The organism is uncultured Tenacibaculum sp. (assembly GCF_947494125.1).
Taxonomy (GTDB): Bacteria; Bacteroidota; Bacteroidia; order Flavobacteriales; family Flavobacteriaceae; genus Polaribacter.
This window is the reverse complement of the sequence record NZ_CANLTU010000006.1, coordinates 180490-194023: the sequence shown is the minus strand read 5'-3', so window position 1 is coordinate 194023 and position 13534 is coordinate 180490. Positions and strand designations below refer to the sequence as shown.

At 30.8% G+C, this 13534-nt stretch carries 11 protein-coding genes; 10 read left to right on the top strand and 1 reads right to left on the bottom strand.

Annotated elements, in window-relative coordinates; translation table 11 throughout:
• Positions 1-2 precede the first annotated feature (2 nt).
• The 9 genes from Q0881_RS11735 (at position 3) to Q0881_RS11695 (ending at position 7869) form a co-directional block, all read left to right on the top strand.
• Positions 3-443: a nuclear transport factor 2 family protein gene (locus tag Q0881_RS11735; RefSeq protein WP_299160414.1), complete on the top strand. Its 441-nt coding sequence runs from the start codon at positions 3-5 to the stop codon at positions 441-443.
• 4 nt (positions 444-447) lie between these two features.
• The gene (locus tag Q0881_RS11730; protein WP_299160411.1) at positions 448-1470 is read left to right on the top strand and encodes a UDP-glucose--hexose-1-phosphate uridylyltransferase; all 1023 of its coding nucleotides are present in this window, start codon (positions 448-450) and stop codon (positions 1468-1470) included.
• Positions 1471-1718: 248 nt separating this feature from the next.
• On the top strand, positions 1719-2546 hold the full coding sequence (locus Q0881_RS11725) for a prephenate dehydratase (RefSeq protein ID WP_299160409.1): 828 nt from the start codon (positions 1719-1721) through the stop codon (positions 2544-2546).
• On the top strand, positions 2543-3685 hold the full coding sequence (locus Q0881_RS11720) for an aminotransferase class I/II-fold pyridoxal phosphate-dependent enzyme (protein WP_299160407.1): 1143 nt from the start codon (positions 2543-2545) through the stop codon (positions 3683-3685). The genes Q0881_RS11725 and Q0881_RS11720 overlap by 4 nt, the downstream gene beginning before the upstream one ends.
• 1 nt (position 3686) lies before the next feature.
• Positions 3687-4535: a prephenate dehydrogenase gene (locus Q0881_RS11715; protein ID WP_299160405.1), complete on the top strand. Its 849-nt coding sequence runs from the start codon at positions 3687-3689 to the stop codon at positions 4533-4535.
• A gap of 19 nt (positions 4536-4554) precedes the next feature.
• Positions 4555-5637 carry a bifunctional 3-deoxy-7-phosphoheptulonate synthase/chorismate mutase type II gene (locus tag Q0881_RS11710; protein ID WP_299160403.1) on the top strand — a complete coding sequence of 361 codons (1083 nt, stop codon included), beginning with the start codon at positions 4555-4557 and terminating at the stop codon, positions 5635-5637.
• A gap of 72 nt (positions 5638-5709) precedes the next feature.
• On the top strand, positions 5710-6651 hold the full coding sequence (rsgA, locus tag Q0881_RS11705) for a ribosome small subunit-dependent GTPase A (protein ID WP_299160401.1): 942 nt from the start codon (positions 5710-5712) through the stop codon (positions 6649-6651).
• A gap of 46 nt (positions 6652-6697) precedes the next feature.
• A complete protein-coding gene (gene dtd / locus Q0881_RS11700) occupies positions 6698-7150 on the top strand; it encodes a D-aminoacyl-tRNA deacylase (protein ID WP_299160399.1) in 453 nt (150 codons plus the stop codon).
• A 74-nt stretch (positions 7151-7224) separates the two neighbouring features.
• Complete coding sequence (locus Q0881_RS11695) at positions 7225-7869, top strand: YceI family protein (RefSeq protein WP_299160397.1); 645 nt, start codon at positions 7225-7227, stop codon at positions 7867-7869.
• 52 nt (positions 7870-7921) lie between these two features.
• Here the strand turns inward: Q0881_RS11695 and lipB are convergent, their stop codons facing one another.
• The gene (gene lipB / locus Q0881_RS11690; protein ID WP_299160394.1) at positions 7922-8626 is read right to left on the bottom strand and encodes a lipoyl(octanoyl) transferase LipB; all 705 of its coding nucleotides are present in this window, start codon (positions 8624-8626) and stop codon (positions 7922-7924) included.
• Between the two features lie 84 nt (positions 8627-8710).
• On the opposite strand from lipB, the gene Q0881_RS11685 reads away from it, so the two are divergent.
• Entirely contained in the window at positions 8711-13465 is a 4755-nt protein-coding gene (locus Q0881_RS11685) for a GEVED domain-containing protein (RefSeq protein WP_299160392.1), read from the top strand.
• Positions 13466-13534 lie beyond the last annotated feature (69 nt).

Genomic DNA, 13534 nt, shown 5'->3' with positions numbered 1-13534 from the left:
AAATGAGGAAACTAATTTTAATTGCCTTTGTATTTATAGGGATTTCTTGTCAAAAAGAAACCGAAAAAACACCAGAGGCTACAGATAAAAAAGAAATTTTAGCTATCATGAAATCCCAAGAGAAAGCATGGTCAAATCATGATTTAGAGGGATTCATGCAAGGGTATTGGAAAAACGATTCTTTAAAATTTTATGGCAGTAGTGGCTTAACATATGGCTGGAATAAAACATTGGCTAATTACAAAAAAGGATACCCAACAAAAGACCACAGCGGCAACTTAAAGTTTAAGGTAAACGATATTAGCAAAATAAATAACAATGCCTATTTTGTTATGGGAGAATATCATTTAACACGTCCAATTGGTAATGCTAATGGAGTATTTATGATTATTTTCAAAAAGATAAATGGTGAGTGGAAAATTATAGCAGATACTTCTTGTTAAAAATATGACTTCACATTTAGATAATTATTCGCATAAACGCTACAATATTTTAATTGGTGAGTGGGTATTAGTTTCTCCACATAGAGCAAAACGTCCATGGCAAGGACAAGAAGAAGAAGTTGTGAAAAATCAACAACCTAAACACGACCCTAATTGCTATCTATGTTCAGAAAACACACGTGCTAACGGAGAACAAAATCCAGATTACAAAAATACTTTTGTTTTTACCAATGATTTTGCTGCTTTACAAAATGAAACACCAAATTTCTCTATCGACGATGGTTTGTTAAAAGCAGAATCTGAAAAAGGAATTTGTAAAGTAATTTGCTTTAGCTCAAATCATTCAAAAACATTAGCCGATATGAACAACGATGCTATTGAAAAAGTTGTTACATTATGGCAAAAGGAATATTCAGAATTAAGCAAATTAGACTTCATTAAGTATGTTCAAATTTTTGAAAACAAAGGAGCTGTTATGGGCTGTAGTAATCCACACCCTCATGGTCAAATATGGGCGCAATCAAGTATCCCTAATGAAATTAGTAAAAAAGATCTTCAGCAAAAACAGTATTTCAACACCAACAAAAGTTCATTATTAGAAAACTATCTAAAACAAGAGCTAAATAAAAACGAACGTGTTTTATTTCAAAATAAAAATTTCGCAGTTATAATTCCATTTTGGGCTACTTGGCCCTATGAGACAATGATAGTCCCTAAAAAACAACAAGCAAACATTAGCCAATTAACCTCAGAGCAGCGCATAGACTTTGCCGAAGCTATTTCTAAAATTACCAGCGCATACGATAAGCTTTTCAATTGTTCATTTCCTTACTCAAGTGGTATACATCAAGCTCCAAGTAATAACAAAAACAACGAACATTGGCATTGGCACATGAGCTTTTATCCTCCTTTACTTCGTAGTGCTAGTGTAAAAAAATTTATGGTAGGTTATGAAATGTTTGGAATGCCACAAAGAGATATTACAGCAGAAAGTGCCGCTAATAGCTTAAAGAAGCTAATCCTTTAACCCCTGTACAAATAAGGCTAAAAATAGATTATTAAAAAAAACAGCAATTAAATTTGGTTTTCTAAAATTAATTTTCAAGATTTGTCCCTTACAACAAAAACAAAACAAACGATGTTACAAAACATTTGGCAAGGTTTCTATTTTTACTTTTATTTTTTCAATAAGAGTTGAGGCTTTGTACCATATTGTTAACACAAAATAATATCTAATAAAGTCTCGAAATTTCGAGGCTTTTTTTTATGTTTAAAATGAAGAAAAAAATAGCCATACAAGGAGCAGAAGGTTCTAATCATCATAAAGTAGCTCGTGATTTTTACGGAGACAATGTAAAATTACAAGAGTGCTTATCATTTGATACATTAGTAAATAGTTTAGTTGATAAATCTTCTGACAAAGGAATTATGGCTATTGAAAATACTATAGCTGGTTCAATAATTCCAAACTACGCATTAATTGACTCAAACAATCTGCACATCTCTGGTGAAGAATATTTAAATATTCATCATCATCTAATGGCTTTACCAGGTCAACAAATAGAAGATATTAAAGAAGTATGTTCACACCCAATGGCTTTATTACAATGTAAGGAATTCTTCAAAAAACATCCACATATAAAATTGGTTGAAGATGTAGATACTGCAGAAGTAGCTAAAAGAATTTCAAAAAATAAGTTAGAAGGTGTAGCTGCTATTGCCCCAAAATTAGCTGCTGAAATTTTTGGTTTAGAAGTTATTGAAGATGAAATTCAAACGATGAAAGCTAATTCAACTCGTTTTGTTATTGTTCAAACTGAAAAGCCAAACAATGGAATAGATCAAATAAATAAAGCTTCATTAAAATTTCAACTAAATCATAAAAGAGGAAGTTTAGCTGCTATTTTAAATGTATTAAGTGATTGTAAAATGAACTTAACTAAAATTCAGTCTTTACCAGTAATAGAGACTCCTTGGAAGTATTCATTTTTTGTTGATGTTACTTTTAATGATTATAAAGATTACCAAAAAGCAATAGCTATTATAGAAATTATGGCTTCTGAATTAAAAGTTTTAGGGACCTATAAAAATGGAAGAAAATGATTAAAGCAGCAAACAGATTAAATACTGTACAGGAATACTATTTCTCTAAAAAACTAAGAGAGGTTAGAGAATTGGCTGCATCGGGAAAACCAATTATCAATATGGGAATTGGTAGTCCTGACTTACAACCACCAACCAAGGTTATAAATGCAATTCAACAAAGTTTTAACGATGCAATTGCTCACAAATATCAAAGTTACCAAGGGTTACCTGAATTAAGAGCTGCTATTTCTGAGTTTTATCAACAGAAATTCCATGTAAAAACAAACCCTACTAATGAAATACTACCTTTAATGGGAAGTAAGGAAGGAATCATGCATATTTCTATGGCTTTTTTAAATGAAGGAGATCAGGTATTAATTCCAAATCCAGGTTACCCAACTTATACGTCAGTTACAAAATTAGTTGGAGCTGAACCAGTTTTTTATCAATTAGATGAAGACAATAATTGGCAACCTAATATTGAGGCTTTAGAAAAATTAGATTTAACTAATGTAAAAATAATGTGGGTAAATTATCCACATATGCCAACTGGTACAAATGCACTAAAAGAAACATTTGAAAAATTAGTAGACTTTGGTAAAAAACATGAGATACTAATTGTTAATGATAATCCATATAGTTTTATTTTAAACGACAATCCTTTAAGTATACTACAAGTTGATGGTGCAAAAGACATTGCTTTAGAATTAAACTCATTAAGTAAAACATTTAACATGGCAGGTTGGCGCGTAGGAATGGTTTTAGGTAATGCTAACTTTATTGAACAAATATTAAAAGTAAAGAGTAATATGGATTCTGGAATGTTCTACGGAATTCAAAAGGGAGCAATTGAAGCATTACATCTTTCTGATGATTGGTTTAAAAATCAGAATAAAGAATACCAAGAAAGAAGAAATTTGATTTTTAAAATAGCTGATAAATTAAATTGTTCTTATAGTAAAAATTCAACTGGATTATTTGTTTGGGCAAAGATTCCAAAAGGAAAAACGTCGGAAGAAATAACAGATGAAATTTTATATGATAAAGATATTTTTATTACACCAGGAACAGTTTTTGGAAGTCAAGGAGAAGGGTACATTCGTTTCTCATTGTGTGTTTCAAAAGAAGTAATTAATAACGCATTGAATAGATTTTAAAATGAAAGTATTTGTAATAGGCATAGGATTAATTGGAGGAAGCATGGTTTTGGATATCAAGAAGAATTATCCAAAAGCTACAATTTACGGTATTGACACAAATGAAAACCATATAGAAAAATCGATAGAAATAGGAGTTATAGACAAAAAGGCGACATTAAATGATTTGGATAAAGCTGATATTGTCATTGTTTCTATTCCTGTAGATGCCCAATTAACTATTATTCCGAAAGTATTAGATGCTGTTACCGACAATACATTAGTATTAGATGTTGGCTCTACAAAAGAAGATATATGCATCGCATTAAATGAACACCCTAAAAGAAGAAATTACCTCGCTACACATCCAATAGCAGGAACAGAATTCTCTGGACCTACCGCTGCACATAATGGATTATTCGAAAAGAAAACGAACATTATTTGTGAAGTAGAAAAAACGGCTTTTACATTGCAAGAAAAAGCTTTAGAAATTTTTTCTAAATTAGGAATGCGCATACGTTATATGGATCCAAAATCGCATGATAAACATATAGCTTACATGTCACATTTATCTCACATAAGTTCATTTATGTTAGGTAAAACCATAATTGAAAAAGAAAAAAACGAACGCGATATTTTTGATATGGCAGGAAGTGGATTTGCTTCAACTGTTCGTTTAGCTAAAAGTTCACCTGCTATGTGGACTCCTATTTTTGAACAAAACAAAACGAATGTTATTGAAACATTAGATGAGTACATAAATAATCTTCAGCAATTTAAAGAATTGATGAAACAAAACGATTTTACCGAAATTTACAATGAAATGGAAAGTACAAATCACATAAAACAAATTTTAAACGGCATAAAATAAAAGCCAAAACAATAGAAAAATGGAAAATACAAAAGAATTAAAAACATGGTTGGATGATATGAAGCTTGCGCATCCACTAGTAATAGCAGGGCCTTGTAGTGCAGAAACTGAAGATCAGGTTTTAAAAATTGCACACGAATTAAAAGATTCTGATGTAAACTATTTCCGTGCCGGAATTTGGAAACCAAGAACTCGTCCTGGAAATTTTGAAGGAGTAGGTGCTTTAGGCTTAAAATGGTTACAAAAAGTAAAAGCAGAAACAGGTATAAAAACCTGTACTGAAGTTGCGAATGCTGCGCATGTAAAATTAGCACTAGAACATGATGTTGATTTATTATGGATTGGAGCACGTTCAACAGTATCACCTTTTATTATGCAAGAAATTGCAGATGCTTTACAAGGTACAGACAAGATAGTATTGGTTAAAAACCCTGTAAATCCAGATTTAGCTTTGTGGCTAGGTGGTATAGAAAGACTATATTCAGCTGGTATTAAAAATCTTGGAGCAATTCACAGAGGATTTTCAACATACGAAAAATCAAAATACAGAAATATTCCAGAATGGCAATTAGCTATTGAATTTCAAAATAGATTTCCTGATTTACCTTTAATCTGTGACCCTTCGCACATTACTGGTAAAAGAGATATGGTTTTTGATGTATCACAAACAGCTCTAGATTTAAATTTTGATGGATTAATGATTGAAACGCATACAGATCCTGATAATGCATGGAGTGATGCTGCTCAACAAGTAACACCAGCAACATTAATTCAAATGATGGAAGACTTAAAAATTAGAAAAGAAACAGAAACAGATTCTACTTATAGAGAGTCTTTAGATAATTTAAGAGCGAAAATCAATGTAATTGATAATCAATTAATTGAAACTCTTGGAAAAAGAATGAAAGTTGCAGATAAAATTGGTGCTTTAAAGAAAGAAAAAAATGTAGCTGTCTTACAATCGAGACGTTGGAATGAAATTCTTGGCAATATGATTTTAGAAGGAGAAAGCAGAGGTTTGAGTGAAGAATTTGTTTTAAAAATGTTTAAAGCAATTCACCAAGAATCAATTAATCATCAAGAAAAAATTATAAAAGGATAAAAGAAAAAAGATTCTCGTGAAAGCGGGAATCTTTTTTTATGATTAGTTCATATTTATTAGTTACTTTGTTGTATGACAGGAACGGTTTATAAATCTACAGGAAGTTGGTATTGGGTGAAGTCTAAACAGGTTTTATATAAATGCCGTATAAAAGGAAAATTCCGATTAAAAGGAATAAAAAGCACCAACCCTATTGCAGTTGGGGATCTTGTTGATTTTGATCTTGAAACTAAAAACAACGAAGAAACTGGCGTTATTAATACTATTCATGATAGAGAAAATTTTATTGTAAGAAAATCAGTAAATCTATCAAAACAAACGCATGTTATAGCATCTAATATCGATCAAGTATTTTTGCTAGTTACGATAAACAACCCTCCTACTTTCACCACTTTTATTGATCGTTTTTTAGTAACTGCTGAAGCCTATTCAATCAAAACAATTTTAGTCTTTAATAAAATTGATTCTTATGAAATTGATCAACGTGCAGAGATTTTATATTTAAAAGATATTTATGAAACTATAGGTTATCAATGTATAGAGGTTTCAGCTACTGAAAACACAAATGTTGACACTATTAAAAATCTAATGACTGGAAAAGTATCAATGTTTGTAGGGCATTCAGGAGTTGGTAAAACAACTTTAGTTAATACTATTGAACCTAGTTTAAATTTAAAGACCAAAGAAATATCTGAACAATACAAACAAGGAAAACATACTACTACTTTTGCAGAAATGTTCGATTTAAGTTTTGACGCAAGAATTATAGATACTCCTGGTATAAAAGGTTTTGGAGTTGTTGATATGGAAAAAGATGAATTAGGAGATTATTTCCCTGAGTTTTTCACATTAAAACAAGATTGTAAATTCAATAATTGTATTCATATAAATGAACCAAAGTGTGCAGTAAAAGACGCTTTAGAAGAAGATAAAATTTCTTGGTCTCGTTATAAAAGTTATATGCAAATTCTAGAAGGAGAAGAAGAACACTACCGAACAGATATTTGGGAGTAAATTACTTTATAACTACATACTTACTTCCACAAATTTAAAAACAATTATGAAAGCTGTTATCCAAAGAGTTTTAAAAGCTAGTGTTACTATTAATGAAGAAAAAGTTGCCAATATTCAAAAAGGATTATTAATTCTTATTGGAATAGTTGATAACGACAACCAAGAAGACATAGAGTGGTTGTCTAAAAAAGTTGCTAATCTGCGTATTTTCAATGATGAAAATGAAGTAATGAATAAATCATTAATTGATATTTCTGGTGAAGCAATTGTAGTAAGCCAATTTACTCTGCAAGCATCTACTAAAAAAGGAAACCGACCAAGTTATATCAAAGCAGCAAAACCAGACATCGCAATTCCTATTTATCAACAGTTTATAAAACAAATTGAAAAAGATTTAAATAAAAAAGTCCAAACAGGTCAATTTGGAGCTGATATGAAAGTGGAATTACTAAATGATGGCCCAGTAACCATTATTCTTGATTCTAAAAATAAAGAATAAATTCCATGGGAAGTATTATTTTTTATTTACATTTGTTCTAAATAATTATTCAATCAAATATTAAAATCCTAAAAATGAAAAAAACAATTTTGGCAATTGCATTTGTTGCAATCGGAGCTGTTTCTTGTAAAACAGAAAAAAACAAAGTAGCTGCTAACGAAGAGGTTAAAGAAGTAAAAAAAGTAGAAAACGTAATAAATTCTTACAAAGCTAATGTTGCTGAATCAACTGTTACTTGGAAAGGAAGTAAGCCAACAGGATCTCACAATGGAGTTGTAAGTTTAGAAAAAGGTTTATTAGATATTGAAAATGGAATTTTAAAATCTGGTGAGTTTGTTATTAATATGAATTCTATTTCTTGTGTAGATTTAGAAGCTGGTAAAGGAAAAGAAGATTTAGAGGATCACTTAAAAAAAGGTGATTTCTTTGATGTTGAAAAATTTCCAACTGCTAAATTTGCTATTACTAGTTCTGAAGTAAAAGAAGGAAAATTACAAGTAACTGGAAATTTAACTCTTAGAGATGTTACAAAAAGCATTACAATTCCTGCTACAATAACTGAAGCTGATGGAACTGCTACTTTTAAAAGTGATATTTTTAGTATTGATAGAACTGACTTTGGTGTTACTTATAAGTCTAAGAAAATTGATGCTGCTTTAAAAGATAAATTCATAAACGATTTAATGGAAATTTCTTTTGATGTAAAAGCTAAAAAATAGTTTTTATATAGAAAAATAAAAAAGGGTTGACAATGTCAACCCTTTTTTATTTTTACACATTAATGAATTCTTCAATTTCAAATAACTCTTTAAAGTGTTTTAGTATTTTTTCTCTTACCTCATCTTCAGAAATCTTCTTACCTAATTCAACCTCCATTGAGGTAACTGCTTTCCCTCTAATTCCACAAGGAATGATATTATCAAAATAACCTAAATTAGTGTTTACATTTAATGCAAATCCATGCATAGTAACCCATCTACTTGCTCGTATTCCCATAGCGCAAATTTTTCTAGCAAAAGGGGTTCCTACATCTAGCCAAACTCCTGTTTCTCCTTCACTACGTGTTCCTTGTAAACCATATTCAGCAATTGTTAAAATAATTACCTCCTCTAATAAGCGTAAATATTTATGTATATCAGTAAAAAAATTTTCTAAATCTAAAATAGGGTATCCAACAATCTGACCAGGTCCATGATATGTTATATCACCACCTCTATTAATTTTATAAAATGTTGCTCCTTTCTCTTCTAACTGAGCTTCTGATAACAATAAATTACTTATATCTCCTGATTTTCCTAGCGTATAAACATGTGGATGCTCAACAAATAAAAAATAATTTGGTGTTTCTTTTTTTTCTAAATCATCTCTGTTTTTCCTCTTTAAAAAAACTATTTCATCTAACAAATTAGTCTGATACTCCCAGGTCTCTTTGTAATCTTTTTCCCCTAATTGATTGAGGATTATTTTTTTATTCATAAATTTGGGATATATAACATGCTTCAAAGGTAGGGAAAAATAGCTTTAAGATGTTATAAACTATATTAATCGACTAGACAAATTATGATTAAAAAACACACCCTTTCACTATTATTAATTTTTACTTTTTCTGTAAGTAGTTTATATTCTCAAAACTTCTGGAATAAAGTAGAACCTAAAACAACTTCTGTTAAAAAAGAACAAGTACTTAACAGAGAAAACACCCCTGAAAAATATTCTTTAAAAACATTAGATTTAAATAGTTTTAAAAACTATGTATCCAATGTTAAATCAAAAAACAGTAAAAAAACAATTCAATTACCAAATTCAAAAGGAGAATTACAACGATTTTTTATTTATGAAACTTCTTCTTTGGCTCCTGAATTAGCTGCAAAATTCCCTATGATTAAATCATATTCTGCAAAGGGTATAGATGATCCTACTGCAGTAGCTAAAATTAGTTTAGGTAATGACGGGTTTCATGCTATTATTTTTTCTGGTAATGAAAGCACTGTATACATAGATCCATATACAAAAAACAAAAAGCAGTATATTATATATAAAAGAGAACATTTAAAATCTAATAAAAATGATTTTTCTTGTCAAGTAGAAGATTCTGCTAAAAAAATAGTGGCACCTTCTTTAGAATATAAAAATGCTGATGATGGTAAATTAAGAACTTATAGAATTGCAATTGCCTGTACAGGTGAATATTCACAATTCCATATAAATAATCAAGGTGTTGCAGCCTCTGCAACAGACGCAGTAAAAAAAGCGGCTATTTTATCTGCAATGAACACAACAATGACACGTGTAAATGGTGTTTATGAAAGAGATTTAGGTGTTAGAATGGTTATTGTAAACGATAACGATAAATTAATATTTTTAGATGCTGCTACTGATGGATTATCAAATAGTGATGCTAACAGTTTAATTAATGAAAGTCAGCAAAAATGTGATGCAGTAATTGGTAACGCTAACTATGATGTTGGACATACTTTTAGTACCGGTGGTGGTGGATTAGCGCAATTAAACTCTGTATGTATTACTGGAGCAAAAGCTAGTGGTATTACTGGTAGTAGCCAACCTATTTCTGATCCTTATGACATTGATTTTGTTGCTCATGAATTAGGACATCAATTTGGAGGTACACATACTCAAAATAATTCTTGTAATAGAACATCTTCAACAGCTGTAGAGCCAGGAAGTGGATCTACAATTATGGGATATGCTGGTATTTGTGCTCCAAATGTTCAAGGAAACAGTGATGATCATTTCCATGCCGTAAGTATTGCTCAAATGTGGAATCATATAAAAGGTGGAGGTAGTTGTGCTGTTCAAACTGACACAAGTAACAATGCTCCAACTGCCAACGCAGGAAGTGATGTAAGTATACCTAAATCTACTCCTTTTGTTTTAAAAGGTAGTGCTACTGATGCTCAAGGTACATCGAGCTTAACATATAACTGGGAACAAACTGATAACGAAACAGCTACAATGCCTCCTGAATCTATAAATACAGGTGGACCAGCCTTTAGATCTTTACCTTCTAAAGTTTCTCCAAATCGATATTTCCCTGCTTTACCAACAGTAATTGGAGGTAGTACAGCTACAACATGGGAAGTTATTCCTTCTGTTGCTAGAACTTTAAATTTTGCTCTTACAGTTAGAGATAATCATGCAGGTGGAGGTAATTCAGCAAGAGATGATATTAAAATTACTGTTACTAATGCAGAAGCTTTTACAGTTACTGCTCCTAACTCTTCAGTAGTCTGGAGTACAGGAACTACTCAAACAATAACTTGGAATAAAGGAACTACAGATCAAGCTCCAATTAATTGTGCCAAAGTTAATATTAGACTTTCTACAGATGGAGGGGTTACTTTTCCTATTCTTATAAAAGAAAATATTGCTAATGATGGAACAGAAGACATTGTTATTCCTAACAATCCTACAGCTCAAGCACGTATAATGGTTGAAGCTGCTGATAATGTTTTTTACAATGTAAATTCAACAAACTTTACAATTAATTCTACAGTCCCAACTTTCTTATTTACAAATAAAACAAGTAAACAGACTGTATGTAATACTGGTGGAGCTTCAGTTAATTATACTTTAAATTTTGATTTTGTTAATGGTTTTTCTGAAACTGTTACTTTATCAGCAACCGATTTGCCTAATGGAGCAACTGCAAGTTTTTCTCCTACTACAATAAGTGCTGATGGAGATGTTACAATGACAATTAGCAACTTAAACGGAAGTAACCAACAAGATTATACTATTATTGCCAAAGGAACTTCAGCAAGTGTAACCCAAACTACAGATGCTTTATTAAAAGTTATTGGCACAAGTTTTTCAAATATTAACATAACATCTCCAGCGAATACTGCAACAAATATTGGCTTAACTCCAAAATTTGAATGGGCTGCAGATGCAAATGCGACTTCATATACTATTGTTGTAGCTACTGATGCTGGTTTTGCAAATATTATTATAAACGAAACTGCCACTACAAACTCATACACACATTCTTCTCCTTTAAGTGGAGTAACGAAATATTATTGGTATGTAAAACCTAAAAATGATTGTGGTGAAGGTGCTAATTCTAGTACTGGTGAATTTACAACTGAAGCTCCATCATATTGTTCATCAACATTTACAGACGAAACTGGAGGTGGAGACCATATAACAAATGTTACTTTTAACACTATTAATAATACTTCAGGTAACGACACTGTTGATGGATATCAAGATTTCACTTCAAAATCTACAAACATAAAAAGAACTTTAACTCACCAAATAAGTGTAACTTTTAACACAGACGGCTACCAAGATCACTGTTATGTTTTTATTGACTGGAACCAAGATTTCGTATTTAATAAAACTACAGAAAGATATGATTTAGGATCTAGAACTGAAGAGATTGCTACAGCAACTCTTGACATAACTGTACCAGAAGGAGCTGTTTTAGGTAGCACTAGAATGAGAGTCGTTTTAGAATATGATAGCCCTACTAATAATTATGGTGATGGTCCATGTGACTCAGATCATAAAACAGAATGGGGAGAAACTGAAGACTATACTATTGTTGTTGAGGATAAGCCTCAACCTGATTTTACATTAACAAATACTACTGGTAGTTTATCTATATGTAATAAAGCTGTAAATGAACAAACTTTTGCAATTGATTATAAAACATTATTTGGTTTCAACGAAAATGTTACTTTTTCTGTTACAGGAATTCCTACAAATGCAACTAGTTCATTTAATCCAACTTCATTAAACGCTAATGGAGCAGTTAACTTAATGCTTTCGAACCTAAATAATGCTACTGTTGGCGACTATACAATGGTAGTTACAGGGACTTCTGCATCTGTTACTAAATCTATTAATATTCTTTTTAATGTTAATGATAATATTTGTAAATCTACTGGTACCACAGCCTCTCAAATTAGTACTACCTTAGTTAAATTTGGTGATATAGATAATACATCTACTAAAACAACTGGTTATTCAGACTTTAAAGCAAAAACAACGGAGGTAATAAAAGGAGATAAATACCTTTTAAAAACTAATGTTAACACAGATGGTAATAATACTGTTAAAACATATGCTTGGATAGACTGGAATCAAAATTGTTTATTTGACGCTAATGAAAAGTATGATTTAGGTCAAGCTACTAATACTTCTGGAGCAACTAGTAATAGTGGATTAGAAATAACTATTCCTAGTGACGCTTTAACTGGAACCACCACCTTAAGAGTATCTACTAAAAAAGCAGATGCTGGAGATCCAAATTCTTGTGAATTAAATTTCAATGGAGAGGTTGAAGATTACACAATAAACATTACTCCTAAATTTATCTTAACAAATAAAACTGGAGGTGGATCGGTTTGTAATAAAGCTACAAATGAATTTGTATACAATATAAACTATGAAACATTTAATGACTTTAGTGAAAATGTAGCACTTTCTGTTGCAGGTGTTCCTGCAAATGCAACAGCTACTTTAAGTGTTAATTCTATAAATACTAATAATGTATTTACCTTAACTGTTTCTAACTTAAATAATGTTGCAGTAGGTGATTATACTTTAAAGCTTACAGGTGCCTCAACTTCATTAACGAAATCTGTTGATATCGTTTTAAGTGTTAATGATAATCTTTGTAAATCATCAGGAAATACTAAATCACAAATTAGCATAACCAATGTTAAATTTGGAGAAATTGATAATACATCAACTAAAACAACAGGATACTCAGACTTTAAATCAACTTCAACTGGAGTTGTAAGAGGAGAAAATTATGACTTAACTGTTACCGTTAATAAAGATGGTAATAATGATGTAAAAACTTTTGGTTGGATTGACTGGAACCAGAACTGTTTATTTGATGCTGGTGAAGCTTTCGACTTAACATCAAATACAAGTGCTATTGCAGTTCCTGAAGATGCTCTTCTTGGCGCTACAACTTTAAGAATTTCGACCAAATTAAAAGTAGCTCCTAATTCTTGTGAGCTAGACTTTGATGGTGAAGTTGAAGATTACACAATTAATATTGAAGAAAGTTTTGCTACTTCTAAGAGCTTATTTACTGACTTAAAATTATACCCTGTTCCTTCTGAAGGAAAGTTAACTGTTAACTTCAAAGTTAAGTCTAAAGATTTAACCATTGTTAGATTATTTGATTTAAGAGGGCAGCTACTTGAGACTCAAAGTTTCTCTACTATTTCAAGTTCTTTTAATAAAGAAATTCAATTTAAAACAATGAGTTCAGGTATTTACTTACTTCAAGTAGAAAATGATGGGAAAATAAAAACAAGAAAAGTCGTATTCAAATAGAATACACATATTATATCACAACAAAAAGCGAGCTAAATAGCTCGCTTTTTTATTCAAAAAAACATCCAA